Annotated in this window: 16 protein-coding genes; 8 read left to right on the top strand and 8 right to left on the bottom strand. The window is 46.2% G+C overall.

The features are described from left to right. Positions 1 to 88: 88 nt before the first annotated feature. The 5 genes from QUA50_RS08860 to QUA50_RS08840 all read right to left on the bottom strand — a co-directional run bounded on the left by QUA50_RS08860 (position 89) and on the right by QUA50_RS08840 (position 3,304). A complete protein-coding gene (locus QUA50_RS08860; RefSeq protein WP_333298626.1) occupies positions 89 to 1,525 on the bottom strand; it encodes a 7-cyano-7-deazaguanine synthase in 1,437 nt (478 codons plus the stop codon). Continuing rightward, positions 1,519 to 2,142: a hypothetical protein gene (locus QUA50_RS08855; protein WP_333232809.1), complete on the bottom strand. Its 624-nt coding sequence runs from the start codon at positions 2,140 to 2,142 to the stop codon at positions 1,519 to 1,521. The genes QUA50_RS08860 and QUA50_RS08855 overlap by 7 nt, the downstream gene beginning before the upstream one ends. Before the next feature lie 380 nt (positions 2,143 to 2,522). Further along, positions 2,523 to 2,801, bottom strand: coding sequence for a hypothetical protein (locus QUA50_RS08850; RefSeq protein ID WP_333232807.1), 279 nt, complete (start codon positions 2,799 to 2,801; stop codon positions 2,523 to 2,525). Next, the gene (locus QUA50_RS08845; RefSeq protein ID WP_333232804.1) at positions 2,798 to 2,938 is read right to left on the bottom strand and encodes a hypothetical protein; all 141 of its coding nucleotides are present in this window, start codon (positions 2,936 to 2,938) and stop codon (positions 2,798 to 2,800) included. Before QUA50_RS08845 ends, QUA50_RS08850 begins: the two co-directional genes overlap by 4 nt. Before the next feature lie 135 nt (positions 2,939 to 3,073). Beyond that, positions 3,074 to 3,304, bottom strand: a complete 231-nt coding sequence (locus QUA50_RS08840; protein ID WP_006634608.1) for a DUF433 domain-containing protein — start codon at positions 3,302 to 3,304, stop codon at positions 3,074 to 3,076. A gap of 238 nt (positions 3,305 to 3,542) precedes the next feature. Between QUA50_RS08840 and QUA50_RS08835 the strand changes: the two genes are divergently transcribed. From QUA50_RS08835 to QUA50_RS08805, 7 genes are all read left to right on the top strand, one after another. Continuing rightward, positions 3,543 to 4,160, top strand: coding sequence for a Uma2 family endonuclease (locus tag QUA50_RS08835; protein WP_333262798.1), 618 nt, complete (start codon positions 3,543 to 3,545; stop codon positions 4,158 to 4,160). Positions 4,161 to 4,266: 106 nt separating this feature from the next. Beyond that, positions 4,267 to 7,215, top strand: a complete 2,949-nt coding sequence (locus QUA50_RS08830) for an S-layer family protein (RefSeq protein ID WP_333262796.1) — start codon at positions 4,267 to 4,269, stop codon at positions 7,213 to 7,215. Between the two features lie 65 nt (positions 7,216 to 7,280). Beyond that, on the top strand, positions 7,281 to 10,190 hold the full coding sequence (locus QUA50_RS08825) for a two-partner secretion domain-containing protein (RefSeq protein ID WP_333262793.1): 2,910 nt from the start codon (positions 7,281 to 7,283) through the stop codon (positions 10,188 to 10,190). Positions 10,191 to 10,310: 120 nt separating this feature from the next. Next, a complete protein-coding gene (locus QUA50_RS08820) occupies positions 10,311 to 12,926 on the top strand; it encodes a CHAT domain-containing protein (protein ID WP_333262791.1) in 2,616 nt (871 codons plus the stop codon). 349 nt (positions 12,927 to 13,275) lie between these two features. Continuing rightward, positions 13,276 to 14,217 carry a gamma-carotene 1'-hydroxylase CruF gene (cruF, locus tag QUA50_RS08815; RefSeq protein ID WP_333262788.1) on the top strand — a complete coding sequence of 314 codons (942 nt, stop codon included), beginning with the start codon at positions 13,276 to 13,278 and terminating at the stop codon, positions 14,215 to 14,217. A 232-nt stretch (positions 14,218 to 14,449) separates the two neighbouring features. Continuing rightward, a complete protein-coding gene (cruG, locus tag QUA50_RS08810) occupies positions 14,450 to 15,652 on the top strand; it encodes a 2'-O-glycosyltransferase CruG (RefSeq protein WP_333262785.1) in 1,203 nt (400 codons plus the stop codon). A 596-nt stretch (positions 15,653 to 16,248) separates the two neighbouring features. Further along, entirely contained in the window at positions 16,249 to 17,151 is a 903-nt protein-coding gene (locus QUA50_RS08805; RefSeq protein WP_333262897.1) for a TIGR03032 family protein, read from the top strand. Positions 17,152 to 17,248: 97 nt separating this feature from the next. On the opposite strand, the gene QUA50_RS08800 is transcribed toward QUA50_RS08805, so the two are convergent. Next, entirely contained in the window at positions 17,249 to 17,887 is a 639-nt protein-coding gene (locus QUA50_RS08800; protein WP_333262782.1) for a pentapeptide repeat-containing protein, read from the bottom strand. A gap of 57 nt (positions 17,888 to 17,944) precedes the next feature. Between QUA50_RS08800 and QUA50_RS08795 the strand changes: the two genes are divergently transcribed. Then, positions 17,945 to 18,490 carry a phosphatase domain-containing putative toxin gene (locus QUA50_RS08795; RefSeq protein WP_333262780.1) on the top strand — a complete coding sequence of 182 codons (546 nt, stop codon included), beginning with the start codon at positions 17,945 to 17,947 and terminating at the stop codon, positions 18,488 to 18,490. A 395-nt stretch (positions 18,491 to 18,885) separates the two neighbouring features. Here QUA50_RS08795 and blaOXA read toward each other — a convergent pair whose 3' ends face one another. Together blaOXA and QUA50_RS08785 are read right to left on the bottom strand one after the other, a co-directional pair. Then, the gene (gene blaOXA / locus QUA50_RS08790) at positions 18,886 to 19,758 is read right to left on the bottom strand and encodes a class D beta-lactamase (protein WP_333262778.1); all 873 of its coding nucleotides are present in this window, start codon (positions 19,756 to 19,758) and stop codon (positions 18,886 to 18,888) included. A 151-nt stretch (positions 19,759 to 19,909) separates the two neighbouring features. Then, a complete protein-coding gene (locus QUA50_RS08785; protein WP_333262776.1) occupies positions 19,910 to 20,323 on the bottom strand; it encodes an MAPEG family protein in 414 nt (137 codons plus the stop codon). Positions 20,324 to 20,329 lie beyond the last annotated feature (6 nt).

Here is a 20,329-nt window from a genome sequence, read left to right as displayed (position 1 = left end):
GATCGAATATAGCCTTTCTCAAAAAGGTGAGGTATGCCAGATTCTATGTACATCAAGGTTTGTGACCTTTGATATATACCTCATCTATCTAAGAGCCGCTATAGTTTCGATATAACGACTCACTGTCCCTATTCTTAATGAGGTTGACTGATAGTTGAGATTTTACATCATCCCACTCAGCGACATACTTTTGATAAAGTCTAATTAACTTGCTCTGCATATCAAGAGTGGTCAACTTTTCTACGACTGAACATTGATCGACAATATCATCGAGGATCGGAAATTTACGAGTTAACGCTTCCCACTGAATCTCATGTGGATTAGGTCGATTGAGTAAGCATCGTAGCGTCTCAACTTGTGCGAGCATATGTCGTAAACTCTCACTTGGATCTTTCACGGGTGAATAATTTCCATGTAATATTAGATATCGAGTCTTATCCTCTATTTTAGCAGCACTAAGAGCTTGTCGTCGTAAAAGGCAAGAGGAGCAATATCCACACTGACTGATATTATGTCTGTGGGGGCTGTCGCATGACTTTGTTTGCGAAGATAGTCTACCCGTCACGTCTTCTGCTAATATCTGACACATTTCAGATTTAGTTGAGAATAGGAATGGATTCCAGACCCGAAATGCCTCTCCTAGAAGCTCTGAGATGAGATCGCTCACTTTCAGCAAAGTCAATGGATGAACCGATCTGGTGCGATCTAATCCCAACGCAGATTCGCGATATGGAAGATTAATTGCACCAGTTCCATTTTCATAAAAGCAAAGCTCTTGTCGCCCCATTAAAGATGCACAGGCAGCACCCAGCATCGCAAATACAACACCTCTTGCGCGGGTAATTTTGTTTTTCCTAACTGCATTGCTATCAAAGAAGCGAATTGGAACTCGGTATAAAGTACAACGATTGGGAAAAATATATCTAATTTGTTTTTCTGTATCTTCCTGTAGCTTGTGAACGTTAACATTACCTCCAGTGCCAAAAAGTAAAAATGACTTTTCTGGATGCGATCGCAAACGTTGATAGAGACCAGCAAAGGCATCAAGACCACCACTCCACATAGCCACTTCACAATCCTGAGCTGCTACGGGCAAAGATGGTTGGCGAACAACAGAACGTTCTGAATCCGATCTGTTTTGGAAGTCAAACAACCATAGACTTCCAGTAGCCCATTCAAGCAAAATTTCTAGCTGAGAGCGAAATAATTCAGTATTCATTATTTCAGGATGACGGACTGCTAGTTTTACATAAATGCGACTTTGATCTTGGCGTAGATTTTGAAATGCAAGACGATCTGCGAAATGGATTGCAACAGCCAGATCGATTAGATCAGCAACTACAGATGGAAACTCTTGCTTGACTCGGTAGTTGAATTCTTGATCGTCTATCGTAATTCCAATAGAACTCTCCTTTTTAGTAGCATGATCTGTAAACTGAATACACCCATTATTATTTACCCCAGAGCCAAAATCTAGTGTGTAATCACTATCGTGAGCATGAAATTCCTTCTTCATTGTTAGCATAGGTCTTCATCCATATCTACTGGATTTACTTTACGGCGTGGTAGTCGTAATTTGGTTACACTTCCATCGATATTTGCCTTATTTGCCCAATTACCAATCGCAGAAACAACCCCAGGCTGAATTTCTTGAATTAGTTGTTTAAGAGTTCGATCATTCATCCCTGCCAGATGTTCATCGGTTAGTGGTATACGACCATGAAATCCTGATTCCATCACTGTGGTCATGTATTGCCCCAAAATTGCTTCCGAAATACTATTAGCAGTTAATCCTCGATCGTTACCATACCTAAGCTCATGTAGGAAACTCTTTCCAGCGCAAAGAATAAGCTCTTTAACGTCATGTCTTCCATTAACTTGAAGTATTTTTTCTATTTCCCTATTCGCAATACCCCAGTCAACAGAGTTATTCGCGCCCGCGATGTCAATAACCTGGGACAACCTTTCACCCATCTGTTGGGCAACAACGATTGGTAGATTGCCTTTTTTTTGAAGATCTCGCTTGAGTGCTGAGATCGCCATCCGAGTACACTCATCGATACTCGCTTTTCCCTCACAGAGCGACTCATATAGCTTTTTATAGTACCCAAGCCCATTGCGGAAAATATCTCCATCAGCCATGTTCCCTGCTCCGTGCTGCAAAAATAGGAGTTTGCTTATACCCTCAATTTAGATCAATTTCCTGACATTGTCAACAGCTAAAATAACTAAATCTATAAAATGTCAGGTTATTGCGTAAGCTAATCGACTGTATTCGCGGTCTAAGTTTCTACAACATATTGGTGATAGTCCACTAAACTGGATCGATGACCAACACTACAGCCTAGGCATTGCCAGCCCTGTCAAGGTGCGATCAGACGTATTTACGTCCTTCTAGGTGTTCGCTCACGAGAATCAACAAGATTTATTCTCGTAAGGACTTGAAAAATAGCAGATCGGCCGATCGCCATTTTGTTTTCTCCATTGGTAAAAACCGTAGTTCATAGTCGGAATTATCATTGTTATGTTCTAGACTCAAGTGCAGCACAAAAGCTGTTGAGGCTATTTAGTAAAGCATTGTAGTAATAATAAGCATCATCGCGTTCGTTCTGAAGATGGGCATACAAGGCTAGTTCCGGCTCTGATACTAAAGGCTCCTTCGGAATATCCAAGCCTGCTTCGGTTAAGCGTACAGATGCGATCGCGACTAACAATGACCCAACTGTATTCGTCTTACCATGATGAAGATCGTCCAATCCCGTTAGAATTAGCTCCGCTCCCGGCAACTCATTCAAGCTCATGACTGTTCCTCCTCTGAGTTACCTTCAAAACGTTCGATGAAGTTCTCAACTTTGCTTCTAAGCACTGAACCCTGAGCTTCTCCACCCAAGACTTGCATCAATCGTTCTATCTTCTGATAATCAACGTTCGGACGCATATTGTACACACATATTTAAACAGCAACAGATTTCTTCAGCCGTCGCACTGAAAAAAGCTATCTTTATTATATTTGAAAAAATATCGCTCAAACGGTTCGGTAACTTGGGCGACAAGTTTTCATCAAAAAGTAATTTCATGCGGATAAGGTCGCGGTCATAAACCGACGCTCGCGGTCAGCAGCATAAGCTATGCAGGCTTTTAAATCTTCTCGCGTCAGATCGGGAAAATCGTCCAGAATTTCTGCTTCGGTCATCTCCGAAGCCAGGTACTCCAGCACTTCATAAACCGTAATTCGCAAGCCGCGTACACAAGGCTTACCACCGCGTTTATTTGCTTCGATCGTGATGTGGTTTCGGTAGTTCATAAAAAAGCTTGGTAAGATTGTGTTCTCGACCTTTGCAAAATCTTAGCCTGTGGCTGTGGATCTGACAAGGTTGTCAGTTATTTTTAGCGCTGACGGTCAAATTTTATTAAGTGGGAGTCTCGATCGCTACTTGGGTCGCGATCGGGGACGCTCGCACTGATATAATCCAAATATATAATTATGATGGAACCGGAAACGATATAAATCCTAACCTAGTTAACACAAGAGGGCTTGTATTATGGTTCAGACAAAAACTAAACTAACATTTGCAGATTTTCTCGAAAAGTACCCAGAGGGTTCGGGCATCTACGAACTTGTAAATGGAGAGATTGTCAAAGTGGAAGCAACCAGGGCTCATAAAAATGTGGCACGATATCTTGTTAAGTCTTTCGACAAAGAAAGCGAACGCTTGGGGCTTGACTATATCGTTGACAAAGATATAGTTTTGAGAACTGTAACAGCTTCCGGACAAGAGCAAGGCAGAAATCCTGATGTCGGCGTGGTTAAGGCATCAGTATGGAACAGCAATGTACGCGGCTACGGAGCTCTTACCGAACCTATCCAATTAGCAGTAGAAGTTACCTCAACTAACTGGGAAGACGACTATGTGGATAATCTAGATGAGTATCAACGCCTCGGCATTTGTGAGTATTGGATTGTGGATTATTTAGCGATCGCTTCTAGGACTTATTTAGGAAATCCCAAAATTCCCACAGTTTTCGTTTACTGTTTGGAAAATGGCAGCTATTTAGTTCAAAGTTTTACAGGGAATGAGCGCATTATTTCTAAAACTTTTCCCGAACTAGAAATCACAGTCGAGCAACTTGTACTCAGCAGCGAAATTCAAAACATTTAGAGACACGAGATGAGATTACACTGATAAACTTTATCATGGAAAGAGTGTTTTTATGCCTCCCTTTCATTACTCGTTACTATTTGCACTATTCTCAATAACAGGCAAGATGCCTGTTCCACAAATACTAGATTTTATTGTGGGGAGTAGGGGTTGGGCATCTTGCCCGCCCGTAAGTTACTCCCTACTGTTTGCTTTCCTGTTGCTATTTCCCTCGAAAACCTTCGCCCAAATCATCCCCGATAATACCCAGGGCCCGGAAAGTTCGCGGACTGTTTCCGATACTATCAATAACATACCCTCAGATAGAATCACGGGCGGCGCAACTCGTGGCGTTAACCTCTTTCACAGTTTGCGCGAATTTAACATCCGTGAAGGGCGGGGAGCTTATTTTGACAATCCCAGCGGAATTGCCAACATCTTCACCCGCGTTACAGGTGGCAACCCTTCTAATATTTTAGGAACTATGGGAGTTTTAGGCAACAGTAACTTATTTTTAATTAACCCGAAAGGAATTATATTCGGCCCGAATGCTCGGTTAGATTTGCGCGGTTCTTTTATCGGTTCAACCGCTGACGGTATTGTGTTTAATAACGGCTTTGAATTCAGCAGCACCAACCCGCAAATATCCCCGCTGTTAACAGTTAATATTCCCGTTGGTTTAAGATTTAGAGACAATCCCGGTGCAATTGTCAATCAATCGACGGCTGTAGGAAAGGTAAATCTTCCAGCCTCTCCTGTGCCAATCCCGATTAGCGATCGAGTTGGTTTAGCAGTAGAACCCGGTCAAACTTTAGCACTCATTGGTGGCGACATCGAACTCCAAGGCGGCAATTTAACCGCCAGCGGCGGACAAATTTTACTCGGTAGCGCAGCGAGTCCAGGTTTAGTTAATTTTGCAATGACAGCGGGGGACAAGGGAAATTTAACTTTAAATTATGACAATATTCAAAACTTGGGCAATATTCAAATAGCCGATGGAACACTTATTAACACCAGCGGAATCGGTGGTGGCATAATAGAGTTAAAAGGTGGAAATGTTGCCATCAGCGGTGCGCGAATTTATGCGCTGACTTTGGGAAATATTGATGGTAGAGGTATCGATATCAGCGCGCAAAATTTGCGAGTGCAAAACGGAACGCAATTTTCTACCCTGACTCTCGGAGATGGTGCAGGAGGTAATATCAACTTGCGCGCTGCCGATTCTGTAGAAATGAGCGGGCTGGGAGTTGATGGCTATCAACAAGTTGTAATTAAGTATCTGGTATCGGGAACCGCAGACCCCTTTGACCCGCTATTTGTGCTGTTTAATGCTAGTGCTGGTGCTGGTTCGGGGGGGAATATTACGATCGACACTGGCCGCCTGCTCTTCAACAATGGCGTAGTAGGTAGCGGCATCGCTTTTGGTGGTGGAAATGGCGGAAATTTAATCATTCGCGCCAATACTTTTGAGATGGTGGGTTCGGGAATTAACAACGGGACAGCTAAAGAAAGTACCGGTGCGGGAGGAAGTATTAGTGTTGATGTCAATCGATTAATTATGCGCGACGGTTCTCTTCTGGGTACCACCAGCTACAGCAGTGGCCCGTCGGGGAATATCAACATTAAAGCTGCTGAATCAGTAGAATTGTCTAACACCGGCCCGAGAACTGTTGTGTCAACTGGAATCAGCACGCTGAGTATCGGTTCTAACGGAAGGGCGGGGAATATTAACGTTGATACGAAGCGGTTGACTCTCTCTGATGGTTCTGCTTTTACATTAGGAACGGGTGTTTTAGTTGGCAGGTTTTTGTTTTCTCAGGATGGGGGGCCTGCTGGAAATTTAACAGTTAGGGCGACTGAATCAGTAGAAATTTCTGGTATTTCTCAAGTTTTGACCAGCGGAATTCAGAATGCTAGCGCGCTGACTTCTGCAACTTTGAGTTCGAGTCGGGGCGGGGATATTCGGATTGATACGCCAACCCTAACCGTGCGGGATGGGGGGATAGTTTCTACGAGTTCTTTGGGTGTAGGAGATGTGGGGAATATTACTGTTAATGCCGATCGCATCTCAGTCAGCGGCAGCGGAAATAATGGTCTGTTTGTCAGTACAATTGATGCTTCGGTGGGCAAGATATTTGGTTCTAATCCCGATGCTACGGCAAATGCCGGTTCGTTGAATCTGAATGCCGATCGACTAATTGTCAGAGATGGAGCTACAGTCACGGTGCAGGCTACGGGAAGCGGACGCGCTGGTAATATCAATATTGTCGCAAATTCGATCGCTCTTGACAACAAAGCGAGTATTGACGGTACGACTGTATCCGGTACAGGAGCAAATATTAACCTGCAAGCGGGAGACATCCAATTGCGCCGCAACAGCCAAATTACCACCGATGCAGGCACTTCTGACGGCGGCAATATCAACATCAACAGCGACATTCTTGTCGCCATCCCGCAAGAAAACAGCGACATCACAGCCAACGCCCGCACAGCAGGCGGCGGCCGCGTCAATATCAATGTCCCCAATGTTTTTGGCTTTACAGCAGCGAGTCGCGAACAAGTTAGAAGCAGGTTGGGGCTCAGTGACGCCGAATTTGCAGCGTTGCAAGTAAGTCCTACATCTCTGCTTCCTAGCAGCGACATCGCCGCGATTTCCCAAAGTGGCGGCCCGGCTTTGCAAGGTACTGTAACATTTAGCACTTCTGGGGTGAATCCCGCTCAAGGTTTAGTAGAACTGCCGCAAAATGTGGTGAATCCGGCTGCGTTAATTGCTGCAAATCCCTGCATCCGAGGTGCCGAGAACGAGTTTACTGTGACTGGGCGGGGGGGGTTGCCGCCGAGTCCTCACGATGCCCTCAGCAGCAATTCTAGTGAGTTTAATTGGGTGGAACCAGCGGTAGATGGAAGTCAGCAAGTAGAAGGTCAAAGAGCATCCATAGAAATTGGATCGAAAGAAATTATGCCCGCTCAAGGTTGGGTAATGGACGATCGAGGACAAGTAACGCTGTTAGCCTATAATTCTGGTGGTGCATCTCTTCGCAGTCCGAAACCGACGGGTGTTTGCGTACCTCAATAGGTAATCTTCAGGTTTTAGCTAACCCGTCGCTATTTTCCTAATAATAAATTAACAGGAATTAAAAGATGCCCCGCCAATCTTGCGCCATATTGTTTGCATTTTTACTGCTGTGTCCTGTCCCCGGCGTCGCCCAAATCATCCCCGATAATAGCTTGGGAACAGAAAGTTCGCGCACAGTTGGCGACACGATTAATAACTTACCATCGGACAGAATAGAAGGCGGTGCAACTCGCGGCGTTAACCTCTTTCACAGCTTGCGCGAATTTAACATCCGTCAAGGGCGGGGAGCATATTTTGCCAATCCCAGCGGAATTGCCAACATCTTCACCCGCGTTACGGGCGGCAATCCTTCCAATATTTTAGGTGTGTTGGGAGTCCAAGGAAATGCTAACTTATTTTTACTCAATCCTAAAGGGATTGTCTTTGGCCCCAATGCTCGGTTAGATTTGCGCGGCTCATTTATCGGTTCAACTGGTAGCGGAGTTCTCTTTGATAATAGCTTTGAATTTAGTGCAGCTAATCCCAACGCAGTACCATTGTTAGCGATTAATATTCCTGTGGGTTTAAGGTTTAGAGAAACTCCCGGTGCAATTGTCAACGCTTCTAGTGTCACCCAAGTTATTCAAGACACAACAATCCCCGTCGGTTTAGCAGTTCCTCCCGGTCAAACCTTAGCACTGGTAGGAGGAGATTTAATATTTAATAATGGTTTTGCTAGCGCTTTTAGCGGCAACATTCAATTAGGGAGCGTGGCGAGTCCGGGTTTGGTAAGCTTCAACATCACGCCCACAGGATTAGGTTTGGATTATACAAATATTGCCAATTTTGGCAAGATAGAATTTTCAGGTTTATCCACCGTGACAGCCAGCGGGCCTGGGGGAGGCGCGATCGCACTCCGGGGAGGAAATGTGACATTGCGCGATCGAGCTTCCCTCCTTTCCGATACCTTGGGAAATATTGACGGCCGCGATATTACCGTAGATGCAGCACAGTTAAGGCTTTTAGACCAAGCCTCGATCTCAACTAGCACGACCGCCACAGGAAACGGAGGCAATGTTGCAATCCGCGCTGCTGATTTTGTAGAAATCAAAGGAACTGGATTTGATTTCTTTAAACAAACTATCCTCGATGCAGGCACAAGTGGAAACTCTAACTTCTCAAGTCGGCAAAGCGGCTTATTTGTCGGGACTGTGGGCGCAGGCACAGCGGGGAATATTACAGTTGATACTAAGCAGCTAAACCTCCGAGAAGGCGCGATCGTTATCAACCTCAGCGACGGTGCAGGAGTTGGGGGGAATGTGGCAGTTAGAGCTTCTGAATCAGTCGAAGTCAGCGAATCTGGGCTGCTCACCACCGCTATAAATCAAGGCAGTGGAGGCAATTTAACAGTTGATACCGCAAAGCTAACAGTCCGTAATGGGTCAGCCCTATCAGCCGCAACTGTGGGTGCAGGCAATGGCGGAAACTTAACCGTGAGGGCTTCTGACTCAGTGGTTCTTACGGAGTACCGACCAGATAGTTCCTTTGGTACTGGGATTACCACTAACAGTATTGGCGGAACGGGAAACGCGGGAAACATAGAGATCGATACACGCTCTCTAATCGTAGAAGGGGGGACATCTATCACCTCTACAAGCGGTATCACAGCAACAGATAGGGTGATTCCTTCTGCTGGTCGGGGTGGAAACCTTACCATCAATGCCACCGACTTCGTGACCATAACTGGCAGCAGCACAAATGACAGTCTCGCCGCTACTCGTGCTGCCCGCAGTCAATTAGCTACAGGGACTGTTGCGGGTGGTAACTCTGGAGAATTGAGGATTAATACTAAGCGATTGATTGTTCAAGGTACAGCGGCAATAGGGGCCTCTACTATAGGTGAAGGAGAGGGTGGAAACATTATTATCAACGCTTCGGAGTCGGTAGAACTAACGGGGACTAATAATAATTTGTCTAGTTCCGGCATAGCAACCGCTTCTGGAGATACTTTGCTTCAGGCTGTATTCCAGCTTCCCCCCCCCACAGGCGCAGCAGGAAATATCAGCGTTACTACCCCAAGGTTAACTGTTCGGGATGGGGCCACGGTAACAGTCGGGAGTTTAGGATCTGGGCGTGCTGGTAACATTAACGTTGTCGCAAATTCGATCGACCTTAACAACAAAGCCAGTATTGACGGTACGACTGTATCGGGTACGGGGGCAAATATTAACCTCGAAGCGGGAGATATCCAGTTACGCCGCGGGAGCAGAATTACAACGGATGCAGGTATTTCTGAGGGTGGCAATATCAACATCAAAAGCGATATTCTGGTTGCTCTCCCCAAGGAAAATAGCGATATTACTGCTAATGCGCGATCGGCCCAAGGTGGTCGCGTTAATATTAATGTCCCGAATGTTTTGGGGTTTACATCAGTCACTCGCGAACAGGTTCGAGCGAGTTTGGGATTAACAGACGATCAATTTGCAGCGTTGCAAGTAACTCCTACATCTTTAATTCCTACCAGCGATATTGCGGCAATTTCCCAAAGTAGCGGCCCGGCTTTGCAAGGTACTGTAACATTTAGCGCTTCTGGGGTGAATCCCGCTCAAGGTTTAGTGGAACTGCCCCAAAATGTGGTCAATCCGGCTGCGTTAATTGCGACAAATCCCTGCATCAAAGGGGCCGATAGCGAGTTTACCGCTACTGGGAAAGGAGGAGTGCCATCGAGTCCTAATGATGCCCTCAGCAGCGCTCCAGCGCCGTTTCCTTGGGTGGAAGAGGCAGGAAGTTCGGCAACGGGCAATGTAGGGGATTTAACCGATGTAACCGATCGAGGGAAGAAGAAGGAAGAAGGGCCAATCCCCGATCGGGAAGTGGTTCCGGCGCAAGGTTGGGTGGTGAATGCGAAAGGAGAAGTTATGCTTGTTGGATACAATCCGGGTAATGCTGCTGACTCTCGCAATCCTCTACCGAGTTCTGTTTGTGTGCCGCGTTGAATTTAGGTTTTTTTTAACCGCAGATGTAGGCGGATTAACGGGGATTAACGCAGATAAAGAATAAGATGTATTTGGGTTAATTGGTATGTGTGTTTGCGGTTGTAATTTTATTTTCTAAATATGAAGTTTACCCGATCGCTCCGACAAGTAATTCTGTTATTTGTGATTTCCTGTCTGCTAGCAATTGCGATTCCTCCTGGAATTGCTCAGGTTAATCCACCACCAGCGGTGCAGCTTGTTCGACAAGCTCGAACTCTGTACCAAGAGGAACGTTTTTCGGAAGCTGTACCTTTGTTGCAGCAAGCGGCGGCGCAGTTTGAGGCAAAAGGCGAAAATCTCGATCGCGCCGCGGCTTTGAGCAATTTAGCTGCAACCTACGGGCAGTTGGGGCTTTGGGAAGAAGCAGAAAAAGCTGTGAATTCGAGTTTGTCGGTTGTGCGAACACAGGCAAAAACTCCCGAACAGCAGCGGATTTTGGCTGAAACTCTCAACATTCAAGGACAGTTGCAACTCGAACGGGGGCAGACTCAAGATGCGATCGATAAGTTTGACTTAAGTGCTAAAATTTTCGAGCAAATAGATAGTAAAAACCAACTTTTTCAAGTTCAAATTAATCTAAGTCGGGGTTGGGAAATTCTCGGACTTTACCCCAGAGCTTGCAAAATTTTGTTAGCTTCTTTCAAGCTGGAAAACCAAACTTGCGAAGTTTCGACAGCGGGTTTGGAAACTTTGAAAAATCAGCCAGTTTCCCTCGAACAAGTCCGGGCTATTCATGCTTTAGGACGGGTATTGCGGGTTTTGGGACAACTGGAACGATCGCAGGATGTGCTGTCGGCGGGACTGGAAGCAGCCAAAAAATTAGGTTCCCGGCCAGAGGAGGCTGCAATTTATCTCAATCTGGGCAATACGGTACGGGCTAAAAGCAATAAACCGGGTTTGACACCACAACAGCGGGGTGATTGGGAACGCTTTGCCCTAGAGTATTATGCTCGATCGATCCAGGCGATGCCGGAGCGATATATCCTACAAATTCAAGCGAAGTTAAATCAATTGAGTCTTTTGGTCGATCGCCAAGATTGGTCTGAAGCAGAGGCTTTGTGGCGTTCTCTAGAACCTCAAACCGCTCAATTTGGCTCAAACCGCACCGGACTTTACGCTCAAATTAATCTAGCTCAAAGCTTGATGAAATTAGCTCAGTCGCCTGCAGAAACTTTGAGTTTAAGCGATATTGACACAATGCTCGATCGCTCTGTCGAACCAGCAAACAATTTGGGCGACAAACGCATACAAGCTTATATTCTGGCAGCTAAAGGCAAACTATCGGAAATCCAACAGCAGTATCAGAAAGCGGAAAATCTCACAACTGAAGCTTTGACTTTAGCACCGGCTTTTCAATCTCCCGATATTGCTTACCAATTGTTTTGGCAACTGGGACGGATTCGGAAAGCTCAGGGAAATACAGAAGGGGCGATCGTTCAATATACTCAAGCTGTCAATATATTGTCTTCTCTGCGGGGCGATTTGGTGACAGTCAATCCCGAAGTGCAATTTTCGTTTCGGGAAAGTGCCGAACCGGTTTATCGGGAATTAGTCGGGCTGCTTTTGCAAGAGGAATCTCCCACTCAAGCTAAATTGAAACTGGCGCGCCAAACGGTGGAATCTTTGCAGTTGGCGGAATTGGACAACTTTTTTCGGGATGCTTGCGCTGATGCTAAACCAAAGTCTATCGAGGAAATCGATCCGACGGCGGCGGTGATTTATCCGATTATTTTGAGCGATCGTTTGGAGGTAATTTTGTCAATTCCCGGCAAACCCCTGCGCCGCTACGCTACGAAGAAGTCTCAAGCTGAGTTGGAAACAGCCTTCAGACAAGCCAAAAATCTCATCAGGCCTGCTGCTTTCCCCCGCAACAGGAGGCAACCTGTCGAACAGGTTTATGACTGGTTAATCCGCCCAGCAGAGGCGGATTTGACCGCGGCCGGGATTAAAACCCTGGTATTTGTGCTCGACGGTTATTTGCGGAATCTGCCGATGGCGGTGCTGCACGACGGCGAAAAGTTTTTGGTAGAAAAATACAGCATTGCTTTGGCGCCGGGATTGCAATTGCTGGCACCGAAACCGCTGAACAAAGTCAAGTTAAGAGTGCTCGCCGCTGCCCTCTCCGAAGCGCGTCAAGGCTTCTCGGCTTTGCCGGGGGTGAAGCAGGAAGTTGAACAAATTGCAGCCGAGATGCCGGGGATTTCGCTGCTGAATCAAGATTTTGTCAGCGGGCGGTTGCACGATCGAATTAAAGCTTTGTCTTACCCGATCGTCCATTTGGCAACTCACGGTCAGTTTAGCTCGAATGCTGCGGATACTTTTATTGTGACTTGGGATCGGAAAGTGAATGTTAAGGAGTTCGATCGACTGCTGCGAGCCCGCACTGGGGAAAGACAACAGCCGATCGAACTTTTGGTTTTGAGTGCTTGCGAAACTGCTTCGGGCGATAACCGGGCGGCTTTGGGTTTGGCAGGCGCCGCAATTCGATCGGGTGCGCGCAGCACCGCCGCCACTCTTTGGCAAGTCAACGACGAATCTACAGCTATCTTTATGGCTGAGTTTTACAAGCAGCTTGCTTCTTCTAAAACCAGCAAAGCTGAAGCCCTCCGCAACGCTCAATTAACGCTGCTGAAAAACCCAGACTATCAAAATCCCTATTTCTGGGCGCCTTTCGTGCTAGTGGGGAATTGGCAGTAACCCTCTTGAGTCACTTTCGGTAGAGATGATTATCCTACTCCTATTCTCATTAAAGTAGGGTGCGCCGCCGCCAGAATTCTGATTGTTGACGACTATCAATCAGCGACGCACCCTACCGCTATACTCTCGCCCGAAGTGACAAAACAGAGGTAATTATCGGAAATTGGGAATCGGCCCGCGCAGGGCATCGGCCCGCGCAGGGCATGGGCCCGCGCAGGGCAACAGTCAACAGTCAACTGACAACAGTCAACTGACAACTGACAACTGACTCAAATGCAGTTGGTTTTTTGTTAAAGTTTGTAAACTGTTAAGAGTGCTTTTTGCATCTAATATTTTTTCGAGGAGTCCCATGAAGCAACTTTTGATTGCTGAGCGCTTTTGCTTAATTGCCCACGTCTTGTCAATGGCTTTTGGATTGGCAGGGTTGCTGCTGATTTTACCCCGTCCCGAATTGGTGATGAGTTTGCCACCAGCAGGGCAAACGCTATTCCAGTGGGGGATGGCTGGGGGTGGAGTAGTTTATATCATCTTTGGTGCAGCAGCAGTTGCTCTGTATTCCTTGCGGACGTTGGGTTGGGGTGCAACTCTGGCTTTTTTAGTGCCTTCTGTGTTTTTGTCCTTGAGTAGCGAGTTGTTGGGAACGAGTACCGGTTTTCCCTTCGGCCACTACCACTATTTAAGCGGTTTGGGCTACAAAATTGCAGGGCTGGTTCCGTTTACCATTCCCCTCTCGTGGTTTTATCTGGGACTGGTTTCATACATAATTGCTCGCGCTGGAGTAGCTGGCGGTAAAGGTGAACTCAATTGGGTGCGCCAAATAGGGGCGATCGCCCTTGGTGCTTTGCTGCTAACAGCTTGGGATTTTGTACTAGATCCGGCGATGAGTCAAACTGCTGTGCCTTTTTGGGAGTTTGAGGAACTTGGGGCTTTCTTTGGAATGCCTTACCGCAATTTGGCTGGCTGGATGGGTACGGGGGCGCTATTTATGTCCTCCGCAGCTTTCTTGTGGAGAAAAACACCGATTAAATTAGAGCGATCGGAATTGGGTTTGCCCTTAATTGTTTATTTGGTAAACTTTGCTTTCGGAGCAATTATCACTGTAGTTTCCTTGGATTCTCGGTTCTGGTTCCCAACATCGCTAGCGGTGCTTCTGGGTGTAGTCCCGGCGATCGCGTTAAGCTGGATCGCTAAACCCCCAGCAGGTGACGCAACCGAAACAATGCCGTCTTTGGATACATCTGTTATCACGGCCAAAATTCCACCTGAGCCCGTGGGGGTTTTGCGTAAGTGAGTTGCTAGCGAGCAACCTCGGCTGATTTAGCAAAAACTTACACTAATTTTTGAGCTAGTTTAAAAACCCGGTTTCTACAAGAAACCGGGTTTTTCAGCGGCGATTTTTTCATTCCCAATTCCTGTAATATGTTTGAGGTCAAAATTTTATTAAATTTTTAAATTGACACCAACCGTAATTCTCAATTCTTCAATTGAAAATCTAAAATCTAAAATCTAAAATCTAAAATCCCATGATCGCCCCTCACCTGTTCCCCCAATCGCTGACAAGTATCATCCCTGTCGCACTCTTGCTGCTGCAATTGCCCGCCGCAGCCATTCTGATGTCGCGCTTAATTAAAGGCCCATCGCGCATCCCGCCCCTGGAACCGGATTCGCCGACGCTGGATTTGTTGGGTGTTTGTACTGCCGTAGTACCGACTTTGAACGAAGCCGATCGCATTTCGCCTTGTTTGGAGGGATTAACCAGCCAAAGTTACGAACTCCGAGAAGCGATCGTGGTTGACAGCTATTCGGTAGACGGAACCGGAGATTTAGTCAAAGCAGCAGCACAAAAAGACCCCCGGTTTCGCTTGATTAACGACGATCCGCTGCCGGCGGGCTGGGTTGGGCGTCCGTGGGCGCTGAATGCGGGTTTTTTGGCAAGTTCCGAGAAGTGCGAGTGGATTTTGGGCATCGATGCGGATACTGTGCCCCATCCGGGTTTGATTGCGAGTTTGCTGAAGACGGCTGCTGCTGGAAATTACGATTTGATTTCGCTGTCGCCGCAGTTTATCCTCAAGTATCCGGGGGAGTTGTGGCTGCAACCTGCTTTGTTAATGACTTTGGTTTACCGGTTCGGGCCGACGGGGACTGGCGGGGATGTGCCGGAACGGGTGATGGCGAACGGTCAGTGTTTCTTGTGCAAGCGCGAGGTTTTGGTGGCTTTAGGGGGCTATGAAGTCGCAAAAGGTTCTTTTTGCGATGATGTGACCTTGGCTCGCTATGCCGCTGCTAAGGGCTTTAAGGTGGGCTTTTTGGATGGGGCTAAGGTGTTGAAGGTGCGGATGTATGAGGGGGCGATCGAGACTTGGAATGAATGGGGTCGATCGCTCGATTTGAAAGATGCTGCTTCTGGCGGTCATATTTGGGGCGATTTGTGGCTGTTGCTGGCGGTTCAAGGTTTGCCGGTACCGATTGTGCTGTGCTATTTGCTGTTTGGTTCGCTGCCGCCGGTTGGTGTATTTCCGCACTTTTGGCTGTTGGGATTGAATGTATTTTTGGTTGCAGTGCGATCGGCTTTGTGTTTGGCGATCGCCCCTTCGTACGATACAAGTCAGGCATCGGGTAAATGGCTGTTTTGGCTTTCACCTTTGGCCGATCCGCTGGCGTTTTTGCGAATTCTCATTTCTGCTTTTAATCAGCCTACTCAGTGGCGCGGCCGAAAGTATGAATAATCGTTAAAATTCGGAATTATTACTAGCTGAAATGAGGACAAGGCACTGCCTTTCGTCGTGTCAACTTAAGCTTTTAGTCCGCCAAGTCCTCTCGCCCACCCGGCAAGTCCGCCAGGGAATGAATTCCCTGTCTCATAGCACAAGTCCTCTCAAAGAGGACTGATAACTTCTTGAGTCCTCTTTGAGAGGACTTTCGCTTTGAGGCAGGGGTTTCAACCCTTGCTGCGGGTTTTACCTAGTTGTTGGGTTGGGGCGGGTTTCCGAAATTGTCGGTTTTAGGCAATTATGGTTGGTAAAAGTAGCCCCTTGTAGGGTGCGTCGCTGCCAGATTTTCAAGTTTATTTGTAGATTGTTGGTGGCGACGCACCGGTGCGGTATCTACGGGAATTACGATCGCCCTACATTTTTGATTTATAATATAAAGATTTTCTAGATTCTATGAATAACGGACAAATTTCAATACAGTCCAAGAACACGAGATTTTTGGCGATCGCGATTTGCCATCTTGGTTAACCCAACAACAAATCAGCCTCGCTTGCACTACCTATCAAACCAGCAGGTTAATGTTAATCGGTGCTGTGCCATAAACCAACAGAATCTCGGCTTTTTGGCGAATATTCGATCGCGCAATGGGACTTTTCTGCACCCCGGAACGCCTTTATTTAAGTTCAAAATATCAACTCTGGCAATTAGATAATGTCTTAGAATCGGGGAAATTATACCAAGAATACGATAAATTATATATACCAAGAATCGGTTATACTACAGGAGATATCGACATTCACGATATCGCTGTCGATAAAAACAATCAAATCATTTTTATTAGCACTTTATTTAATTGTATCGCTACAGTGAGCGATCGCCACAGTTGCAAACCTCTCTGGAAACCGCAATTTATCTCACAATACATCAACGAAGACCGCTGTCACCTCAACGGTTTGGCGATGGTGGATGGGGAGGCGAAATATGTCACAGCGTCGAGTCAGTCGGATGTGGTGGATGGCTGGCGCGATCGCAGAAAAAATGGCGGTATAGTTATTGATATCGAATCTAACGATATTATCGTCACAGGATTGTCAATGCCACACTCACCCCGCTGGTATCAAGATAAATTGTGGTTGCTGAATTCGGGGAGAGGAGAATTCGGTTATGTGGATTTAGACACAGGGAAATTTGAGGCAATTACCTTTTGTCCGGGATATGTGCGAGGACTGGCATTTTGGCAAAATTGGGCAATTGTTGGACTGTCGAAACCGAGGGGTGGTGACAATACTTTTAGCGGTTTAGAATTGGATGAGTTGTTGCTCGCCAAGGATGCTGAGGCTCGCTGTGGTATGATGGCGATCGATTTGACTACGGGGGCGATCGTTCACTGGTTGCGGTTTGAAGGAATTGTCACGGAACTCTATGATGTGCAGGTGATTCCGGCCGTGCAAAAGCCTATGGCTGTAGGTTTTCAAACGGATGAAATTGCTCAGTTAATTACTTTGGAACTTTAACCGCAGATGGGGGCGGATGTACGCTGATGGACGCAGATAAATGTTTACAGGATTTACCTGCGGGGTGTGAGAGAAAGTATTTATGCGGGATTTGATATTACTCAACTATCGCCCCATCTAAGCTGGTTTTCCTTAAGTCTGTTCTCGCTAAATTTGCACCTCTTAAATCAGTACCTGTTAAGCAAGTATTGCTTAAATCTGCATAACTCAAATCTGCACCTCTGAGATTAGCATCTGATAAATTTGCTCCTGATAAATTCGCCCTCACAAGTTGCGATTTACTCAAATTGCTGCCACTCAAATTTGCTGCTGGCATCTGTGCTGCCATTAAGTTTGCTTTGCTTAAATTAGTGCCGCTGAGGTTAGCCAAATTTAATTTAGCATAACTCAGATCGATGTTTTCCAAGCAAAGTTCGTTCAATTGCGCGCATCGCAAGTTAGCATTAATAAAAAATCTGTCTCCAACCGCATAACGGCGCAGCAATTCGTCAACTTCCAGCCGAACTAAAACTGGTTCGCAAGTATTTTGGTAGCACCAGGATGTCTCCAGCAAACTAGCGGCTGCTTCAATTGCTACCTTGTCGGATTTAGGGAGCACCAAACTATTGCATCCATCCCACTCACCGTTGAGCATGAATGCCATGTCAGAAGCTGCTGCAATTGAGTCGCATAACAAAACGGTTTCTGGTTTGGGTTGCAGCCAGTTGATTAAACCGATCGAGCTCTTGTTTTTCACTGTTGATTCAGGGTTTGTGCGTATTTCTTAATTATAGGTAAAAATATTGAAAACAGTATGCACAAATTCGCTGCGGCTTCAGAGAATGAATTAATTGTGTTTGGTGCAGCCAGACCAGGATACGGCGATGCAGAAGTTGCTCGCTGGATTGAATTTATGCAGGGGCATAATATCAAGCAAGTTTGCTGCTTGCTTGCTCAGACCCAACTCATCCGCTACACTGATTTACTGGGAACATATCGGAACATCTTTGGGTGCGATCGAGTTTGCTGGGCACCGATTGCAGACTTTGAATTGGTCGATCGCGATATTTTAATCGATCGCATATTGCCGTTCTTGGAATCTGCAAATAGCAAAGGCGAACGGGTGGTAGTTCACTGTTCTGGGGGGATCGGACGTACAGGACAGGTTTTGGCTGCTTGGTTGGTCAGCGGGCGGGGATTGTCTAACAAACAGGCGATCGCAGCAGTAAAAAAAACTGGCAGAAATCCCTATGAAGCAGCAATCGCAGCTTGTTTGAAAGGTCGAAACCCCTGGCTAGTCGTTGAAGAACTTAATGCTCTCTTAGATGATTGTCGCCTTGCTGCGAGAAATGATATATAGCACTATAGCAACTATATATATAGCAATCCTCGCATCATTTGTGAATTTCTTACTCCCTCCCCGAACTCGCGGGGAGGGTCGGGGTGGGGTAAAAAGTTTACGACTCCTGCAAGGATTGCTATATGTGCCAATTGCGTAATTCCTAAAAGATTTAAAAGAGTCGGCTACCTGCGATCGAACTCAGGCATCGCATAAGGATCGCGAATTAAATAACTTATCATTTTAATTGTTATTGTGGGATGGGCCTAAGAGCCCGTCTTTTTTGGACGGGCTCTTAGGCCCATCCCACAAACTTGTGGAAGTTATTTAATTCTCATTCCTAAATGGATGTTTTCGCTCTCACCGTTAGCAGATCCGCTGGCGCTTTTGCGAATATTACAGAACAAATAACGCACTTACAGCAGCGCCAAGTCCTTGAAGCAACGGCGCGTCAACTCGATTCTTGCAGGTGCGTCATTATTGTTGCGGATGTCAATGTTTGTAGCAAAAAAGTAAGCATTTTTATTTTTTTCTAAATAACCTACATACCAGCCAATTTGAGGCTTTGTTTGTTCTCCAAAATTTGCCCAGCCTGTTTTAGCCCTAATTGTGTAATCGGAAGTTTGTTCGACAATTATGATGTCTTTCACCAGAGATAGCGATCGCTCAGAAAAGGGTAAGTCGTTTTTGTAGAGACGGCGGAGAAATTGAATTTGCTCGTTGGGTGTGATTCGCAGTTCTCCCTCTAACCAGAATTTGTCAATATCGTCTTTGTTACCGATTTTTTGGTTGCCATAATCGGCTTTAGCTACCCATTTTTGCATTTGCTCGTGTCCGACACGGCGGGCGAGAACTTGGTAAAACCAAACGGCGGAAAGTTTCATGGCTTCTCTCATATTCAAGTCTCGATTCCATGCGGGAATTTGCCTTTGAATTCCATCCCAAGTTAGAACGGCAATCTCATTTGAAATCGCCCCTGTTTCTAAGGAAATCAGAGAGTTGAGAATCTTAAATGTAGATGCAGGTAAAAAAGCTGTGGCGTTGCGCTGCGGGTTGTGTTGATAAAGCCGATCGCTATTCAAATCGTAAATCGCGATCGAGCCTTCAACTCCTAGTTCTTGAAAGTGCCGTCCAAAATTAATTGTCTCAGCAACATCTCCTCCGCGTCGTGGAGATTCTTGCACTGGAGGTGGCACGGTTAAGGCTGATTGCGGTGTCTGAACTAAAACAGAAGTAATGCAGCCAAATACAATTAAAATAGCAGCGATCGCACGAGATATTCTGTTCATAAACTTCGATAAATTAGCGAAATCGCAGGCAGTAATGTCACAGGGGCGATCGACTTGTAAGGTGCGTCTGACTTACGCTGTCTGCGAAACAATTAGGATTTACCCCTGACGCACCCTACTATATATATGTGCCAATTGGCTAAGTCCTCAACTAGAAAACTGCCATAATAGTTAAGGCGACCAAACAGCTTAACTGAATTACTAAGCTGAACAACCGAAACTTTGGATCGAGGCCAGCGATGTGAACCGCTGAATGTACAAGCCGAAATAGAATGTACACAACAATCAGCACATCTACTGCTGTTCCTGAAACACCCCTAACTGTTAGAAGGAAAACAACTCCCAAATACAAAGGCAGGTTTTCTATTAAGTTGGATTGTACTCGAAATAGTCGCCACAGCAAGCTGTCGTCGTTTTGTGTGCCGAAATCTCTTACAGATCCGCCCGCAGATAGATGCTGAATCCTGACTGCTAGCAGCAAGATAACAACCGCGATCGTCCACAGGATGAAAATTGTTAAACCCCAGAGGGGGACGGTCATATTTGTCTGTTCAATTTGCATCATCTTTCT

The sequence above is a fragment of the Microcoleus sp. M2_D5 genome, from assembly GCF_036701935.1.
Classification (GTDB): domain Bacteria; phylum Cyanobacteriota; class Cyanobacteriia; order Cyanobacteriales; family Microcoleaceae; genus Microcoleus.
Note: the sequence above shows the minus strand (reverse complement) of the source record. Positions and strands in the feature narration are given on the sequence as shown.